The 17,375-nt window shown below is 43.6% G+C and carries 19 protein-coding genes; 3 read left to right on the top strand and 16 right to left on the bottom strand.

What is annotated here, in order from left to right:
* Window positions 1–11 precede the first annotated feature (11 nt).
* Together DL796_RS09430 and DL796_RS09425 are read left to right on the top strand one after the other, a co-directional pair.
* The gene (locus tag DL796_RS09430) at window positions 12–293 is read left to right on the top strand and encodes a type V toxin-antitoxin system endoribonuclease antitoxin GhoS (RefSeq protein WP_110201469.1); all 282 of its coding nucleotides are present in this window, start codon (window positions 12–14) and stop codon (window positions 291–293) included.
* A gap of 287 nt (window positions 294–580) precedes the next feature.
* Window positions 581–1,656 (top strand): IS3 family transposase gene (locus DL796_RS09425; protein ID WP_110201467.1). Its coding sequence is split into 2 segments (ribosomal slippage): window positions 581–830 and window positions 830–1,656, totalling 1,077 coding nucleotides; the frame shifts between segments, so codons are not numbered across the junction.
* A 44-nt stretch (window positions 1,657–1,700) separates the two neighbouring features.
* On the opposite strand, the gene DL796_RS09420 is transcribed toward DL796_RS09425, so the two are convergent.
* The 16 genes from DL796_RS09420 to DL796_RS09345 all read right to left on the bottom strand — a co-directional run bounded on the left by DL796_RS09420 (window position 1,701) and on the right by DL796_RS09345 (window position 16,555).
* On the bottom strand, window positions 1,701–2,330 hold the full coding sequence (locus DL796_RS09420; RefSeq protein WP_196597995.1) for an IS1/IS1595 family N-terminal zinc-binding domain-containing protein: 630 nt from the start codon (window positions 2,328–2,330) through the stop codon (window positions 1,701–1,703).
* Between the two features lie 473 nt (window positions 2,331–2,803).
* Window positions 2,804–3,277 (bottom strand): peroxiredoxin, encoded by a 474-nt coding sequence (locus DL796_RS09415; RefSeq protein WP_110201465.1) that lies wholly within the window; start codon window positions 3,275–3,277, stop codon window positions 2,804–2,806.
* Window positions 3,278–3,308: 31 nt separating this feature from the next.
* Window positions 3,309–3,488, bottom strand: a complete 180-nt coding sequence (locus tag DL796_RS09410) for a PspC domain-containing protein (RefSeq protein ID WP_110201464.1) — start codon at window positions 3,486–3,488, stop codon at window positions 3,309–3,311.
* Between the two features lie 145 nt (window positions 3,489–3,633).
* Window positions 3,634–4,050, bottom strand: coding sequence for an alternative ribosome rescue aminoacyl-tRNA hydrolase ArfB (arfB, locus tag DL796_RS09405; protein ID WP_110201463.1), 417 nt, complete (start codon window positions 4,048–4,050; stop codon window positions 3,634–3,636).
* A gap of 6 nt (window positions 4,051–4,056) precedes the next feature.
* Window positions 4,057–5,079, bottom strand: a complete 1,023-nt coding sequence (gene trhO / locus DL796_RS09400; RefSeq protein ID WP_110201462.1) for an oxygen-dependent tRNA uridine(34) hydroxylase TrhO — start codon at window positions 5,077–5,079, stop codon at window positions 4,057–4,059.
* Between the two features lie 127 nt (window positions 5,080–5,206).
* Window positions 5,207–5,614 carry a hypothetical protein gene (locus tag DL796_RS09395; RefSeq protein ID WP_110201461.1) on the bottom strand — a complete coding sequence of 136 codons (408 nt, stop codon included), beginning with the start codon at window positions 5,612–5,614 and terminating at the stop codon, window positions 5,207–5,209.
* Window positions 5,615–5,626: 12 nt separating this feature from the next.
* Entirely contained in the window at window positions 5,627–6,361 is a 735-nt protein-coding gene (locus tag DL796_RS09390) for a M48 family metallopeptidase (protein WP_110201460.1), read from the bottom strand.
* An 8-nt stretch (window positions 6,362–6,369) separates the two neighbouring features.
* A complete protein-coding gene (locus tag DL796_RS09385) occupies window positions 6,370–6,669 on the bottom strand; it encodes a GIY-YIG nuclease family protein (protein ID WP_170114245.1) in 300 nt (99 codons plus the stop codon).
* A gap of 4 nt (window positions 6,670–6,673) precedes the next feature.
* The gene (locus tag DL796_RS09380; protein ID WP_110201459.1) at window positions 6,674–7,201 is read right to left on the bottom strand and encodes a C40 family peptidase; all 528 of its coding nucleotides are present in this window, start codon (window positions 7,199–7,201) and stop codon (window positions 6,674–6,676) included.
* Between the two features lie 103 nt (window positions 7,202–7,304).
* Complete coding sequence (locus DL796_RS09375; RefSeq protein WP_110201458.1) at window positions 7,305–8,291, bottom strand: serine/threonine protein kinase; 987 nt, start codon at window positions 8,289–8,291, stop codon at window positions 7,305–7,307.
* A gap of 24 nt (window positions 8,292–8,315) precedes the next feature.
* The gene (locus DL796_RS09370; protein WP_110201457.1) at window positions 8,316–9,887 is read right to left on the bottom strand and encodes a SulP family inorganic anion transporter; all 1,572 of its coding nucleotides are present in this window, start codon (window positions 9,885–9,887) and stop codon (window positions 8,316–8,318) included.
* 114 nt (window positions 9,888–10,001) lie between these two features.
* Window positions 10,002–10,595 (bottom strand): DUF502 domain-containing protein, encoded by a 594-nt coding sequence (locus DL796_RS09365; RefSeq protein ID WP_110201456.1) that lies wholly within the window; start codon window positions 10,593–10,595, stop codon window positions 10,002–10,004.
* A gap of 13 nt (window positions 10,596–10,608) precedes the next feature.
* Window positions 10,609–11,046: an SRPBCC family protein gene (locus DL796_RS09360; protein ID WP_110201455.1), complete on the bottom strand. Its 438-nt coding sequence runs from the start codon at window positions 11,044–11,046 to the stop codon at window positions 10,609–10,611.
* A 72-nt stretch (window positions 11,047–11,118) separates the two neighbouring features.
* The gene (locus DL796_RS09355) at window positions 11,119–12,300 is read right to left on the bottom strand and encodes a GNAT family N-acetyltransferase (protein WP_227593049.1); all 1,182 of its coding nucleotides are present in this window, start codon (window positions 12,298–12,300) and stop codon (window positions 11,119–11,121) included.
* Between the two features lie 569 nt (window positions 12,301–12,869).
* Window positions 12,870–15,104: a M3 family metallopeptidase gene (locus DL796_RS09350; protein WP_110201453.1), complete on the bottom strand. Its 2,235-nt coding sequence runs from the start codon at window positions 15,102–15,104 to the stop codon at window positions 12,870–12,872.
* Between the two features lie 194 nt (window positions 15,105–15,298).
* The gene (locus tag DL796_RS09345) at window positions 15,299–16,555 is read right to left on the bottom strand and encodes an MFS transporter (protein WP_110201452.1); all 1,257 of its coding nucleotides are present in this window, start codon (window positions 16,553–16,555) and stop codon (window positions 15,299–15,301) included.
* 248 nt (window positions 16,556–16,803) lie between these two features.
* Here DL796_RS09345 and DL796_RS09340 point away from each other — a divergent pair, with 248 nt between their 5' ends.
* Window positions 16,804–17,340: a hypothetical protein gene (locus DL796_RS09340; protein ID WP_110201451.1), complete on the top strand. Its 537-nt coding sequence runs from the start codon at window positions 16,804–16,806 to the stop codon at window positions 17,338–17,340.
* The last annotated feature ends 35 nt before the right edge of the window (window positions 17,341–17,375 follow it).

Genomic DNA, 17,375 nt, shown 5'->3' with positions numbered 1-17,375 from the left:
AGGAGGAGAATATGGCAGCATTTACCGTTCGGGTTGTTCTTTATAAAGCTGACTTAGAAGATTACGAAGAACTATACGAGTACATGAATAGCGAAGGATTTGATAAGACAATCACTTCAGATGACGGGGTTACTTTCCAGCTACCAGACGCAGAGTACAACTATCAGGGAAATATATCTCGCTCTGATGTACTAGAAAAAGCCAAAATAGCAGCTAGAAAGACACAGAAAAATTACTCTGTGCTTGTTACAGAGTCAAATGGTCGATCTTGGTACAACCTAAATAAGGTTTAGGCTAGTAAATCAAGTCGATTCAAAAAATGAATAGACTCAAAACCTGATAATAACTGTCTTGTGAGATTGAAGTGAGCATGCATGACATACTCTTCTCGAAGTTGCATACCTTTCCAAGGAAGTTGGTTAGCATACGAAATTTGATCATCAGGAACGTCAACATCATCTCTTTGAGCTGTTTCTCGATACTTTGCAGTGACACGGGAGGTAGGGTGACCTTTCCCCCAAAATTCAGTCCATGACAAGGATGAGATTTCCAGTTATTTTAACGAAGAGGAGATCTCCGAATGAAGAAACGATACAGCGAAGAACAAATAATCAGTGCCATCAAGTCGCATGAATCAGGCCGTAAGGTCGATGATATTTGCCGAGAGCTCGGTATTTCTAACGGAACTTTCTATAACTGGCGAAGCAAGTATGCTGGATTGGAGGTTAACGAAGCCAAGCGCTTGCGGGAGTTAGAATCCGAGAATAATAAGCTTAAGAAGTTGTTAGCAGAAAAGCTCTTGGAGAATGAAGCCCTGAAGGATGTCGTCTCAAAAAAGTGGTAGGCCCTGCGAGCAAGAAGAGTGTGATTAACCATCTTAAAACAGGCTTTGCGGTAAGTGAAAGGCGCTCTTGTCAGCTTGTGGGGTTGAGTCGTAGCGGTTTCCGCTATCAGGCAAAGGTTAAGGATGAGCAGCGCCTTAGGCTACGGCTCAAAGAGCTGGCTAGTCAATACCCACGCTATGGCTATTTATTGTTGCACAACCTGCTTAAGGCTGAGGGACTGGTCATTAATAAGAAGCGGACATATCGGCTTTACACCGAGGAAAAGCTGCAGGTGCGTACTAAGAAGCGTAAGAAACTGACTCGCCCCAGAGTTGTGATGGACACGCCATTGAAGGCAGACGAACGATGGTCGATGGACTTTGTATCTGATCAACTCAGTAATGGCCGCCGTTTCAGGGTGCTTAATATCGTGGATGATTTTTCAAGAGAAATGATAGGTCAGTTGGTCTCTGTGTCCATCTCGGGTCAGCAGGTTGCACGCTTTCTCAATGAACTGATTGAGCAGCGAGGGAAACCAAAAAACCTGGTTTGTGATAATGGCCCCGAATTTACCAGTAAAGCTATGTTCTTTTGGTCGGAAGATAGCGGTGTAAAGCTGAGCTTCATTCAACCAGGAAAACCGACACAAAATGCATTTGTAGAAAGTCTTAATGGTAAGTTTAGAGACGGTTGCCTTAATCAGCATTGGTTTCGAAGTCTTGAAGAAGCTAAAAAGCAGATAGAGCAGTGGCGTTATCACTACAACCATGAACGCCCACACAGTTCATTAAATTACATGACGCCTGTGGCGTTTGCTAAACAGGCAGCTTAGAATGAAAATCTCATCAAAGCCATGGTACTAATGTAGGGGAAAGGTCAAGGGTCTACATCGCTTAATAAGGTACTGGGGAACTTTTTGCCATGTTCTTGCAGGTTGTAGTCATCGTCTAACCAGTACTGAGAGTATCTGCGAAGAGCAGAAGTGAAGTCTTGATCACCACGTTGGTGTGAAACCTTATGAATTATTTCTCTATCTGCATGAGGGTCATAAGTAGTATGGACAGGGAAAATATAACTGCTAGAGCAGTCAGCAGTAGCGGTAGAGCGGATAGCAATATTTCTTCTATCAAACCTTCGGCGCCAGTTAATCATGTAGGTTTGTCTATCGGTACAGAGAAAATTCTTCTTTTGCTTTTCACCTATATGTTTTAGCTTTGCTTCCCTTTGTCTATTAAAGCGCACGCATGCTTTATAGGCTTTCTCAATATTGTCATAGATCACCTGAGGGTGAATATCCAGCACCTCCATTATCCTTTTAATTTTATTGCTATTCAATACATGGTTAATTGTTGGGATGTACAGGTGTGAGTATGGCCCTCTACTTGGATGTTGCTCGTTTCTTGTGATAACAAATCGCTTACCACATTCTTTACAGCCCCAGCGCTGATTCCCAGTATCAGTTTTTCCTTTTTTTAGGTATTGCTTCGGGTGATCACTGACACTCAATGCATTGATATGGTTGGTGCAGTCATGATTAGGGCAACATAAATTATCTGGATGCCACAATAATGAGCGGCCTGTTTCAACAATAGCTTGGTTGTTTTTTAATGATACTGACTGCTTACATTTTTTGCAGATAATTACTCGAGTTGAAGGCCTTTGGATTTTTTTTGACCTTTGATTACTTAAAACAGGCTTCGCTGAGCCTGAGACTCTGTAGTTTGGGTCGTTCCGAGAGTTACTTGCCGGTACACCAAAATTCTCACAGCGTAAATTTTTACACGAGTTAACCTGCATACCTTCGAATTCAGGAGGTATTCAATTTCGTTTCTGACTAGATTTTTGGTTGGACAATGAAAAAGACCCTAGTATAAATTTCCTTATATACGAGGTTCATATTAATTAGCCCGGCCAAATAAGTCCAGTTTTACTGAACCCCTTGACCTGAGGGTGGCTTTTTTAATTGTCTACTGTAGGACTTAAAGTAGTGAGAGAATATTCTCTGCTGAGCTTTTCTCGAAGCCCTTCTCATCTACTTCAAGCGCAGTCACTACGCCATCTTCAGCAATCATGGCGAAACGCTTCGAACGAACGCCCATGCCAAAGCCAGTGCCGTCCATATCAAGACCTAATGCTTCAGCAAAGTCAGCATTACCATCGGCAACCATGAGTAAATTCTCTGCATTCTGGTCTTTTTCCCAAGCATCCATAACAAAAACATCGTTAACCGACATACAAGCTACGGTATCAACGCCCTTTTCTATAATTTGATCGTAGTTGACAACGAATCCTGGTAAGTGAGCTGCCGAGCAGGTTGGAGTGAAAGCACCGGGCACTGCAAACAGAACAACTTTTTTTCCAGAAAATATTTGATCCGTTTTAATATCTTCAGGACCATCTTTCCCCATAACCTTTACCGTAACATTTGGCAATTTATCACCGACTTTTATCATAGATACCTCTTATTAATTTTTTGCCACGCTGTTATTCATTAGGCATGACAATCCACAAAATAATGTAAATGATTACACCCGCAAAAGCAGTAAAAATAGTCAGCAATGTGTAGAGAATCCGTGTTAGCGAAGTATCCCAACCTAACCACTTTGCAATACCGCCACAAACCCCTGCAATCACTTTATCTTTTGACTTCTTGAACTCTGCCATAAATCTCTCCTTAAGTTAATGTAACTTTCGATTTAAGAACAACTTACTATTTAATATAAGGAGTTATAGGCGGGATGCAAGGAACTAGATTTTAACAATTGTAAAGAATTGACAGTTACCATCATTACAATATCTTCAATAGTTTTTAAAAATCCACTTTGCCACGCAAAGATTTTTTCTGCCCTTTTTGTTTTTTATTTTCTAAACGTCGGCGTTTTGCAGCCTTCGAGGGTTTGGTAGGAATTCGCTTTTTTGGCGCTTTTAAACAACGCTGAATCGCTTCTCGTAAGCGCTTAATCGCGTCGTCACGGTTGCGTTCTTGGGTGCGGAAGGATTGCGCCTTGATAATAAGAACACCCTCTGTTGTGATTCGAGAGTCATTACTTTTTAACAGTCGCTCTTTAACTTCCTTAGGTAACGAAGAATGTGCGATATCAAAGCGAAGGTGGATCGCCGAGGCGACCTTGTTGACGTTTTGACCACCCGCGCCCTGCGCGCGAATGGCCTGTAAGTCAATTTCATGATCACCTAAGGATATATTTTTGCTAATAAACAAAGACATTAAGAACTAACTGGCCTTTGATTGGCTTTTGTTAGCTTGCTGCGCTCTTGATTGTTTCTTCCACTGACGACGCTTTGCAATGGCTGTTATAACTTCCGAACCGATATGCTTCTCACCGCGAGCTTTAGCTAACTGAACCTGACGTTCGCGCTCAATGTAACGCTGACGTTGTTCAGGCGTTTGTTTATCGTAGCAATGTGGGCAGCTAACACCTTTCTCATACTTCTCATGCTGCATTTCTTCTTCCGTGATAGGCATACGACAAGCATGACATTGGTCATACTGCCCTTTCTTTAAGTCATGATCGACCGCCACGCGGTTGTCGAAAACGAAGCACTCGCCTTCCCACATCGACTCTTCTTTATCCACTTCTTCTAAATACTTTAGGATGCCGCCCTCTAAGTGGAATACGTTCTCGAAGCCCTGTTCTTTCAGATAAGCCGTCGATTTTTCACAGCGGATACCACCGGTGCAAAACATCGCGACCTTCTTATGCTTATTAGGATCTAAGTTTTCTTTAACGTATTCAGGGAATTCACGAAATGTTTCTGTTTTTGGGTTTACAGCACCTTTAAAAGTACCAATCCCAACTTCATAATCATTGCGCGTATCGATCAATAAGACTTCAGGATCAGAAATTAAATCGTTCCAATCTTTAGGCTTGACATAAGTCCCCACCACTTCTTTAGGGTCAATACCTTCGACGCCCATAGTGACGATTTCTTTTTTTAGTTTTACTTTTGTGCGGTAAAACGGCATAAACTCTTCGAAAGACTCTTTATGATCAAGCCTAGCCAAACGCTCGTCACTCTTAATCCAAGTTAGAACATTATCAATGCCTTGGCGTGTGCCAGCGATGGTGCCATTAATACCTTCTTGCGCAAGTAACAAGGTACCTTTAACGTCATTATCAAGCATGACATCGAGCAATGGTTGACGGATTTCTTCGAAGTTTTCGAGAGTTACGAATTTATATAAGGCGCAGACAACAATAGACTTTTCGCCTGCTTTTGGTGCAGATATCGACATTTTCAATTTTCCTCAGCTTTCTGGAACGTAAATCCAGTGCAAATTTCAGGCGGAATTGTAATAGAAAACTAAGGAATTGTGTAGTCTTTATGATTATTTTCTGTACAACAACCACAAAAGCTTGGTATTAATAACGGCGGCTATGATTATTGAGCACTTTTACACCAGCGACTAAACCGAATATGAAGGAAGTGATAAAGCCAATAACTGCTCCGAATAAAAGCGGTAGACTAGCCTCATTATAAAGATTCAAGAATATATCGATAACGGCTAATGATACGGCCCCAAGAATAGCACCACTTACGGACAAGGTTATAATATTTAAGTGATATAACTTGTTAAGTAATGCGAAGGTAGGTAGGCCAATGATAAAAGTTACCATGTAACTAATAACCGTCATAACTAACAACACGGTCAACATAGCCACGTCATACTCTTCACTAAATAGCAGAGAAAGCATAACAATCAGAAGAGAAGGGATTAGCGGAGCAACAAATAAAGCTCTTCCGACTTTATAGGTATCATTATTAGCCATAGTTTTTCCTGATTAATACCAAACACTGTGCCCTTGTTGTTTTAACCAAGCTTCGGCTTTTATATACTCTGGGCAGAATGATTCAACCAAGCTCCAAAAGCGTTTGGAGTGATTAAGATGCTTTAGGTGGCTTAACTCGTGGATGATGAGGTAGTCGATGACGTATAACGGTGTTAGCAGTATGAGCTGGTTGAGTTGTACTACACCCTTTCGCGTGCAATGCCCCCATTGGGTTTTAGTTTTACGAAAACGAATTCCGTTCAGTTTATTTTCTAGGCCCATGATTTCTGACCAGGCTTGCACCTTTTGTGGCAAGTTTTCTTTGGCATAATTTAAAAGCCAACGATCCATTTGTTTTGCGATTGAACTCGGCGATAGGTCTTTGTTGCGGATTAAAAACTCGTCATCAGTAAGGGTAATTTTGTTAGCGCCTTGGCTAACTCGAATAATAAGAGGTTGGCCCAATACGCTAATCAGTTGCCCGTTTTCCAGGACTAGGCGTGATTGATGCCTTTCTGCTTGCTCAACGAGCTTGCGCGCTATCCATTTGGCTTTTTGATAAACAAATCCTTCAATCCAATCGTCAGGAGCTTTTTTAGGCGCTCTAACTTTTACGCGATTATGGTGAACCTCGATTGAAAGCGTTTTACGATCGCTACGGACTATTTCATAATCAAAGTTTTCATAGTCAAAGCTCTCATCATCAAGGCTTTCATAGTCAAAGCTGTCTAGATCTACAAACTTCATAATGTCGCCTAGTGGGTATCGGCTATTTCATTAATCACTAACTGGCCTGAGGCAAGCAGTTTCTTTTGACTGGCTGTGAGTTTCTTGACTTTGATTTCAGCTTTAAGCGCCAAAGATTTGGAGCTAAATTCGGTATGGTAAATCATGGTAAGAGGCTGACGACCACGCAGGTATTTTGCGCATCGCGGGCCGTTCGACTGATGCTCTTCGAAGCGGCGTTGTAGATCATTGGTAATCCCAGTGTATAAGGTTTCATCTTTACAACGTAAGATGTATAGGTGCCACATTGGTGCTTCTTGTTCTGACATGTTCTTACTGGTCGTCATCGGTATAAAGTCGGCCTGCTCTTATGAAGCGAGGCTTGAAGTATACATTTTCAATCGAGCTGACACTAACCTTTTTCCCGCTAGAAGGCGCATGAACAAAACGCCCATGGCCTATATATATTCCTACATGTGATGGCTTGCCGTTGATTCGATAGAAAAGTAAGTCGCCGGGCTGTAAGTCGTCTTCAGCCACTTCGTCAGAAGCTGCTAGTTGCGCATAAGAAACGCGAGGCACCTGCTCGCCGACTTTGGTATGAGAGTAATAGACTAGCCCACTACAATCAAAGCCTTGTTCAGGGTTGCTACCACCATAACGATAATCCACCCCCACCATAGCTTCAGCGATCTGGGCTATTGTTAGGCCTTTATTACCGCTGTGTTGAATCTTTAAGGTGTTTATAGACTTAGTACTTTTGCTCGATGACTTTGGCGTACTGGCACAACTACTGAGCAGCACAGCTATTAATGCTAACAGTAGGCTTCTGTATAAATAATGTAGATGGGTGCTTTTCATGAGCTTAGACTAGCACGAGAAAACTGAATTTACACTAAACAGGTCACTAATTGCATCAATGCCAAGAATTCTTCTTCGCTAACCAGCAGGCTTGAAAGTGGGTTTAGTATGTAGGAAGACTCACAGGGGCTTCTTGTAATTCGGCAAACTGAACGCGCAAGTCTAGAATTTGCTCTTGCCAGTATTGCACCGAGCCGAAATAGGGAAATGCATGTTTAAACGCTGGATCATGCCAGCGACGCGCTAACCAAGCGCTGTGATAGATCATTCGAAGAGTTCTTAAGCATTCAACCAGCTGTAACTCGGCAACATTAAAGTCACAAAACTCTTGGTAGCCTTCAATGATTTCAAGTAGCTGCTTTTGTTGTTGATCACGCTCGCCAGATAGCAACATCCACACATCCTGTACCGCAGGCGCCATACGCGAATCATCTAAATCGACGAAATGCGGATTATCATCGCGCCACAGAATATTCCCCACATGGCAATCACCATGAACTCGAATATAACGTTGCTGACCGGCTTTTTGCCACAACTCATCCACTAACTTCATGACGTCGCGCGCTAAGCTTTCGTAAGGCATTTTCACCTCAGGCGGCAAAGCATGCTCGATAATATAATCGATGCTGTCATGACCATAGGTTTGGGGAGTGAGTTCTGGGCGCAAAGCGTAAGTTTTAGCCTGGCCTACTTTGTGAATACGACCTAAAAAACGACCAAGTGTGAAAAGATTATCAAGGTTATCAAGTTCTGGGGCATGGCCACCTTTACGCTCGAATAAAGCACAATAGTAGCCCTTATATTCAAATAGGCTTTCACCCTGAGTCAGCATAGGAGCTACCACTGGAAGCTCCTGCTCTACTAACTCAAAGCAAAAATCATGCTCTTCTAAAATCTGAGCTTTAGTCCAGCGATTCGGACGATAAAACTTTGCAATAATAGGATTCGAGTCTTCAATCCCTATCTGCAATACTCGGTTTTCGTAACTGTTTAGAGCAATAGCACGACCATCCGAATAAAAACCTCTCGACTCGACAGCGTCCAAAATAAAGTCTGGAGTCAGCGCCGCAAAAGGCTGTTCTTTGCTCATGCTATTGTCGTCAGTCAATGTTGCTTAGCCTCCGAGTGCATCATCAGCAACAAAGTAGCGAGGATCTTCAGCTGCATTTCGCTCAACTAAATTACCCGCTTTTTTCAGCAACTTAATGCAGTCAGGGCTTAAGTGTAACAAGTGGAGCTTTTTACCCGCTTTTTCGTACCGTGCCGCTAAGGAATCAATCACTTCAACACCTGAGTGATCCCAAACACGAGACTCTGCAAAGTCGATATAAACTTCGTCTAAATCGGTACGCGCCGTAAATTGCTCGGCGAAATGTGTTGTCGAGCCAAAGAACAAAGGCCCACGGACCGTATAAAAGGCTTTCCCATCTTTTTCAGTACGGCGAACTCGCACGCGCTTAGCGCTTGTCCAGGCGAAAACCAGTGCCGATAGAATCACACCGACAAATACCGCCATCGCTAAATCTGTAACTACGGTTACTACCGAAACCACGACTAAGACGAAAGCGTCGTGGCGTGGAACTTTACGCATAATACGGAAACTGGCCCACTCAAAGGTGCCAATAACCACAATAAACATAACGCCAATCAAGGCTGCAACTGGAATCTGCTCAATCCAGCTTGAGGCAAACAAGATAAAGGCCAACAAGAATAACGCTGCAGCGATACCTGAAGCACGACCACGACCGCCCGAGTTTACGTTAATCAAACTTTGTCCGATCATGGCGCAACCGCCCATACCACCGAAGAAGCCGGTCGCAGTATTGGCCAAGCCTTGGGCGAAACACTCGCGGTTACCTTGTCCGCGTGTTTCGGTGATTTCATCAATCAAGCGCAAGGTTAATAAAGACTCAATCAAACCAATCGCTGCTAGCACCACCGCATAAGGCAGAATGATTTTGAAAGTTTCAAGGTTTAAAGGCACCGATGGAATGTGGAATTCAGGGAAACCACCGCCGATACTGGCGATATCACCAACGGTTTTAGTCGGCATATTAAAGCCAAGAACCAACGCTGAAACGACCAAAATAGCCGCCAATGAAGCAGGAATCGCTTTGGTGATTTTTGGCATGACGTAGATGATGACCATGGTCAATAACACCAAACCGAGCATCAAATAGAGCTCAGAGCCCTGCATCCAGGCCACGTCGATACTAGAACCTTCGAGGAAAGTACCATCCAACCAGCTTGGAGCATTTTCGTCTTTAACGCCGAACTGCTTCAATTGCGCTAGGAAAATCACAATCGCAAGACCATTCACAAAGCCAAGCATTACAGGGTGTGGCACCATACGGATCAACTTACCCAGTTTCATCCACCCCGCGAGCATCTGGATAATGCCCATCAAGACCACTGTGGCAAACAGGTATTCCACACCATGATCGGCAACTAATGCCACCATAACTACGGCTAAAGCGCCCGTAGCACCAGAAATCATACCGGGACGGCCACCAAAAATTGCCGTGATTAAACCCACCATAAAGGCTGCATAAAGCCCTACTAATGGATCAACATTCGCGACAAAGGCGAAGGCAACAGCCTCAGGCACCAAGGCCAGAGCCACCGTTAAACCTGACAACAAGTCATTTTTCAGGCTAGCTGTTTTGTTTACTAATAAATCAATCATGTTTCATACCGAGCAGATGAACCACCCCAGAACGGGGTTAGACAAGGCGCGCATTCTACAGAAAAGACTACTCCATCACAAATAGCAACTGCATCAATGGCACCCTTATGAAATCTAGATTTTATCCGGTGTTAGGCGCTTTTCGCTACCCATTGAAGCGGTCAGGACTTTTTTCATGGCTTCACTCGGCGACATGTCCAACTCCTTGACCTTATCCCTTGGCATAAACAGGGTAAAGCCACCGATTTGATAACTCATGGGGATGTAAACCGCTATCAGCTCTGAACGTTCGCCAAGCTCAACATCTTCGCTGGTGACAAAGCCAATCACTTCTGCGCCTTCTTGAACCTCAACCAAAACAGCTTTTTGTAGCTCTTCTTTCTCAGAAGGTGATAAAAAGCGAACCATATCGTTAAAAGCGCTATAAACGGCGCTAACCACTGGAATTCGCTCCATCAGTCGGTTAAGCCCCTTGATAATCAACTGCCCCAAGTAAAACTTAATCAGTAGCCCAAGGCCAAAAATTAGAAGAATCCCCAAAATTAGACCAAGACCCGGCCAATACATGCTGGCTGGCATCACCAACAATAGCAGCTTACTTAGGTAGGTTTCTAAAGTGGTTATTAACCAAACGATAATGGCTATGGTTAAAACAATAGGCAGGATCGCAAAAAGCCCCTGTATAAAAATTTTACTTAATGTTTTCATAAATGGTGAGTCATTATTCCTTTTCTGCAAAATCTTTAAATTGTTGCATGTAGCGCTTAGTTTGTTTTGGAAAAGCTTTCTTCATAAAAAAGCCCATCAACTTCATGCCGAAACTTGTAAACTGAAACTCGTTGCTCGAGCTCCAGTGAGTCTGATCCGAGTCAACCGCTTTAAAGTGGTTTTCAACTCGGTTAAATACCCCGTTTGTTTCATAGGTTCCTGTAAACACTTGTGGCAGGTTTCGCGTTTCAATAGTTTCTATCATTTCGCACTTTCTTTTACCCATCAAATAGACCAGTTTCGACTTTGCGCCCGGTTGCCCCTCTTCGCCACTAACATGCTCAAAAGACACCAGCTCAGGTTGCCATTCTTTTAAATTATCGGGGTTATCAAACAAAGCCACCACTTCATCCACAGGCTTATTGATAATGATATCTAACTCATACTTCATGGGTGACTCCTATGTACTAACGCATTGATAATACTCAGTCTATAACGCCCCACCCAGCAATCCTAGTAAAATTTAGTCATGTCTTTGCTTGTAGGGGCTGTGTGCTAAGTAGTCAATGCAACGCAAATCCAGCCAATCGTTTTCACGATTTACAGCGTCGGTGATAGCCTCGCGGAATTCGGGGCGACAGACATAATGCAACGAATGGGTAAACACCGGCATAAAGCCGCGCGCGAGCTTATGCTCGCCTTGTGCACCTGGCTCAAACACCTGCAAACCTTCTTTAATCGCGTATTCAATGCCTTGGTAATAACAGGTTTCAAAGTGTAAGAACTCAACTTCCTCAAAACAGCCCCAGTAGCGCCCATAAAGCCTAGACTCTGAGCGCATGAAAAAAGCCCCGGCAATAGGCTTACCTTGGTGTTTAGCGAATAATAATAAGGTTTGCTTAGGCATCGATTCCGCACAAGCCCTAAAGAAATCGTTGGATAGCTGGGCCCAGCCCCCTTTTTTATCGAAAGTGTTGCGGTACATCTTATCGAATAGTTGCCAATCCTCGGCTGTCGCACTTTCGCCATCGAGCCATTCAAAAGTCCAGCCGCTATCCTCTTCTAAAAAAGGCTTACGCTCACGAACGATATTTTTACGCTTCTTCGCCTTAAGCGAGGCTAGAAAATCCGCAAAGTCTGAATAATCATGGTTGTGCCAATGAAACTGAATATCCTGGCGGCGTAGAAAAGAGTCAGACTGCAACGATTCAGTCGCAATAGAGTCACAGACTGCGTGTGTTAAGAAATTAAGGTGCCAACTACTCATACCGCTTTGCTCCACCCAGCGACAGGCCGCATCAATCAAAGCAGGCGTGTTTTCAGGCGCTAAGCGACTTAATAAACGAGGCCCAGTAACTGGCGTCATCGGTACCGCTGTAAGCGCCTTAGGGTAATAATCTAGGCCATGTCGCTGATAAGCGTCCGCCCAAGCCCAATCAAACACATATTCGCCATAAGAGTGGCCTTTGATGTAATTAGGCAACACAGCAACTAGATCGTCGCCTTGATAAAAAGCTAAATGACAAGGTTGCCAGCCGGACTCAACACAAACCGACCGAGTCGATTCTAACGTCTTAAGAAATTCATATTGAATAAAAGGATGATCTTGCTGGTCTTCGGGTAAAGCTTTTAAAAGTCCATTCCATGCTGTAACAGGAATTTCGCTAAGCTCAACAACCGGTTTTAAACGAATATAATCTGACAAGGTGGGTGACAGTTAAAAAACGATGAAATGATTGTAACGAAGGGCCAAATTAAAGCCAATAAAAAACCCGAACGCCGTGATGGGGGTGACGTTCGGGCTGGGGTATTTTGGGGTAATACCTAATGAAACGACTTTTTTAGATAACTTTTAGAAAAACGTAACGACTAGCGCCGATACCAAAACTACAGCTATAATAGCTACTAATGCACTTTCGATATGTTCACTCATAACCATCTCCTATTAGATTAAGACCGTGAATGTTTAACTTGGAGCCTATTATAAGACTTGAATGTTACAATTATAAGACAAATTCACAGGACATTTACTAACCATTAGGATAAGTAAAACTAATAGAATGCAAATATGAGATGAAAATGAGGTAAGTGCCAATCAAAACCTCAAAAAAGCGTGTTCAAGCTCTCAGTTCTTACTCTAAAACCCTCTCAAATGCCCCTTTAAGCCTCGCTGCGATGCAAAAATGACTTTAACGAGGAATTACATGAAAGTAAAAAAAAGCCGCCCTAGGGCGGCTTTAGACCATCAAATGACGGTTTGATTATCTTAGCTTACTACTTACTTTCGTCAGCTTCGATTAATCCACGGCTGATCATTAAGTATTTTGGATCAGCTTCTTTACCACGGAACTTCTTGTATAACTCGATCGGATCTTGTGTACCGCCTGACGATAAGATGTACTTTTTGTACTTTTTGGCAGTTTCTTTGTCGAAGATGCCGTTTTCACGGAACGCTTGGTAAGCGTCGGCAGCGAAAATTTCAGACCAGATGTAGCTGTAGTAGCCCGCTGAATAACCACCACTCGCGCTTGAGAAGATGTGGTTGAAGTAAGTTGTGCGGTAGCGAGGTGCGATTTCAGGAATCAAACCAAGCTTGTCCAAAGTTGCTTTCTCGAAGGCGTTAGCGTCTTTAAGCTCTTTACCGTCAAGCGTGTGCCATGCCATATCAAGCAATGCCGCCGCCATGTACTCAGTAGTGGCGAAGCCTTGATTAAACTTAGAAGCCGCTTGGATCTTGTCGATAAGTTCTTGTGGGATCACTTCGCCTGTTTTGTAATGCTTAGCAAATTGCGCTAATACTTCCGGCTCTAACATCCAGTTTTCAAGCACCTGCGATGGGAATTCTACGAAATCACGAGGAACTGAAGTACCGGTTTGTGAAGGATAGACGCCATCAGACAGTAAGCCGTGTGCCGCGTGACCAAATTCATGGAACAAAGTGCTCGCTTGGTCAAACGTTAATAACGTTGGCTCGTCGCCTACCGGACGTGGGTAGTTCAATACGTTTACGATGATTGGTTTAACAAACTCGCCGTCTTCTGTTACGAACTGCTTACGGTATGAGTTCATCCAAGCACCACCACGCTTACCGTCGCGTACATAGTGGTCGGTTAAGAAGATGCCAATTAGCTCACCATCATTATCCGTCACTTCGAATGTACGAACATCGTCGTGGTATTTAGGCAGGTCAAAGCGTTCTTTGAAGTTCATGCCAAATAAACGGTTCGCTGTGTAGAACACACCTTGTAATGTGCTTTCTAGCGAGAAGTATGGCTTAACGGCTTCTTCGTCTAGGGCGTATTTTTCGTTACGAACTTTCGCCGCATAATAGCGCCAGTCTGAAGCTTTAAGTTTGAAGTCTTTACCTTCTTTTTCGATTTGCTCTTGCATCAAAGCACGCTCAGCTTTTGCTTGCTCTAGAGCAGCTGGCCATACTTGATTTAATAGCTCATAAACGTTTTCGGCGTTCTTCGCAGTGCGTTCTTCTAAAACGAAGTCAGCATGCGTGTTATAGCCTAGTAATTGTGCTTTCTTAGCGCGTAGCTTGGCTAGCTTAGCAGCAATTTCTTTGTTGTCATTGGCGTTGTCGTTATCACCACGGTGAGTATAGCCATGATACATCTTTGCGCGTAACTCTGGCTTTTCAGAGTACATCAAGAAAGGTGTTTTACTTGGGCGGTGTGTGGTGAAAACCCACTTGCCTTCGTGGCCGCGCTTTTTCGCTGTATCAGCGGCAGCGTCGATTAAGCCTTGTGGCAAGCCAGCGAGGTCTTCTTCGTTGTCGATCACCATTTCCCAGTTATTGGTCTCAGCCAATACGTTCTCTGAGAAAGCTAGCGCCAATTCCGTCATTTCTTTGTTAAAGTCTCGTAGCTGCTGTTTTTGCTCTTCGTTTAACTTAGCGCCACCACGCACGAACGACTTGTAGTTATCTTCTAATAGACGCATCTGATCTTCGCGCAAACCAAGCTCGTTACGTTGCTGGTAAACCGCTTCAACACGCTCGAATAACTTTGGATTTAAGCTAATATCGTCGCGGAAAGCCGATAGTTTTGGGCCAACGTCTTTTTGAATTTCTTGTAGCTTAGGATTGGTGTTGGCTGAAGTCAGGTTAAAGAATACGCTAGAAACTTTGGTTAACAACTTACCGCTGTATTCCATTGCTTCGATAGTGTTCTCGAACGTCGGTGCTTCTGGGTTATTAGCAATAGCGTCCATTTCAGCGCGTGCTTCTGCAATCGCTTTCTCAAACGCTGGGCCATAATGCTCATCTTTGATTTTATCGAAAGGCGGCATACCAAACGGCGTATCCCACTGTTCAAAGAACGGGTTACCACCTGTGCTAGCTGAATCTTTCGAATCTTTAGCACCATCATTATTATTCATTTGTGCTTGATCCGTCTGTGCAGGCTTAGTCTCTGCTACGCCAGCGTCTTTTGCTGAATCATCACCACAGCCAACGGCCAAAACTGCCGATACAATAGCTGCCCCAATAGTCAATTTTTTCATATCTATCTACCTATAGTTCTAGTATTAATACTTGCAACTGATCTTTTATACGTGGTCTATACCTAATAGGCAAGACAGACCAGAGCTTACAAGCTCCAAAAGTGTAACAATTTTCAACAAAGTTAAACCTCTAGTGGCAAACGCGCCCCTGATTCGGCAATAAAGTCCAATATAATCAGAGGGTTAACAGAAAGCTATAGCGCCAAGGTTTCTTGCTCTTCTGTATGCTTATCGATCATCGCTTGTTGGCGCTTGCGCGTTTTGATCATGACTAATATAGAAAGGAAAACCAGTCCAGCACCCGCTAAAATCACCCAGCGCGAGCTAAGAATACTCAATGGCCCGCCTAAGCTCGCGACCAACACATTCGCCACACAAAATGTGGTTGTTTGCAGCCCCATAACTTTGCCCTGCCCTAAATGGCCAAAATATTTTGATAAATAGGTCGGTACCATACCGTTGGCGATGGCGATAAAGACGCCAATAGTCGCGAAAACGATATAAACCAGCTCCATTTCAATAAACGGCTGACCAATAAAAGATAGGCATAATAAGCTTGAGCCGACGATGATTAGCTTAATTTCGCCATATCGAGCATTCAATTTATCGACAAAAAAACTGCTAACAATAATCATGCAGGCGGTTAAAGCGACCGTCGCCCAGGCTATGGTTTTACTGCCTTCATCAAGATAATCGACAAACCACACGGGGTAAAAATCATAAAAAGCGTTTAAGCCCATGGTGTACAAAAAGTAGAACCAGAAGATGGGTAATATATTTTTGTCTTTGAGTAGCGTTAATGAGTTATTTCGACGGATCACAGTCCAGAAACGCAGCATACTGGTGTCTTTCGCTTCTTGACTTCGCTCGATGGTTAAAAACACCAACACGAGCGCCACGGCAATTCCCGCGGCGGCGATTAAAAACACCGAAGCCACGCCATAAACCACCAAGAAGCCTCCAGCGATAGGTCCAATCATCCAGCCAGCATAGTTAGCCGCATAAGACATCGAAATCGCTTTAGTTCGCTCTATATGGGGGTGTAGCTCAGCGGCAATCGCTCGCGCAATCGACATATTCCCTTCACACACGCCAGTCAGCAACCTGGCTAAACTAAAGGCGATAAAAGATTCGTAGTAAATCGCAAGCGCAGTGAACAGATACCCGACGGTGCTTCCTAACAAAGTAATCAGTAAAACCTTGCGGCGACCATAGCTGTCCGACAAGGCGCCAACAAAGATATTGCCAATAAGTAGCCCTAGAGGATAAAAAGCCAGTGAAAAGCCGAGTAGGATTTTGGGGTGGATGCCCATAAAGTGAGTGAGATCGTTGGGCGGTGAGTCTAAGAAGTATGGCGCTAGAACTGGATATGGTAAGGCTATTCCCGCAGTACCTAACACCGAAAGCAACATCACACTGGTGAGAACCCATACTGCTTTTTGTTTAGTCATAGAATAGCCCTAGCTTAAGATCAATCGTTACCTTGCGTGTCAGCAATCATAGTCCACCGGTAGAATATATAAAGCACTTTCGACATATAAAAAGTCAATCATCTCATAGATTTAGGCAATATCAGAAGTAGCAGAAAAAGCTCTAAACTTGGCAGCATGACGATTAATTACGCTGTCCTGAGTTCACGGAATTCAGCACTCTCCTTTGTTATAGTGAAATGGTCTCTTAGACAAAATAGGAGGTTTGTATGTCACGTTTACTCTATCAGGCCGATCATCTCAATGAATTGGAGAATACCTACGAGGATCTCCGAATGACTGGTGTTGCAGACGATCACCTTCACGTCATTGCCAAAAAACAAGGGCGGGTTCTTCGCCGTGGCCTTAACGCAGCAAATTATTGGTACAAAACCGATATTCTCAATGGTGCGAGCAAAGGTGCTATTTGGGGCTTTTTAGCAGCTATCGTCCTCGCTACAGTATTTTTAGCGACAGACTTATTCGGTAGTGACTACCAAGTATTTGGTATTTTAGCGACATTTGTCCTGCTCACCGCTTTTGGAACTTGGTTTGGCGCTTTTGTCGGATTGCAGTCGAAAAACCACACCCTGAAGCAGTTTTACCATTTAGTTGATGAAGGTAAATACTTATTGCTTATCGACTTAACCCTCGCCGAGGAAGCTCAAATTAAGCAAGTCATGGCCAGTCGTCATCCCGAACTGACTCTATTAAGCAGTGACGCCGAAACGACGATACCCTTAAAGATCATGCAACGTATGCATTAAACATTAGGACGCTAACGTTAAGCGATACGTTAGCA

Source organism: Kangiella spongicola, assembly GCF_003194565.2.
Lineage (GTDB): Bacteria > Pseudomonadota > Gammaproteobacteria > Enterobacterales > Kangiellaceae > Kangiella > Kangiella spongicola.
This window is presented reverse-complemented; position numbering and strand designations above follow the sequence as displayed.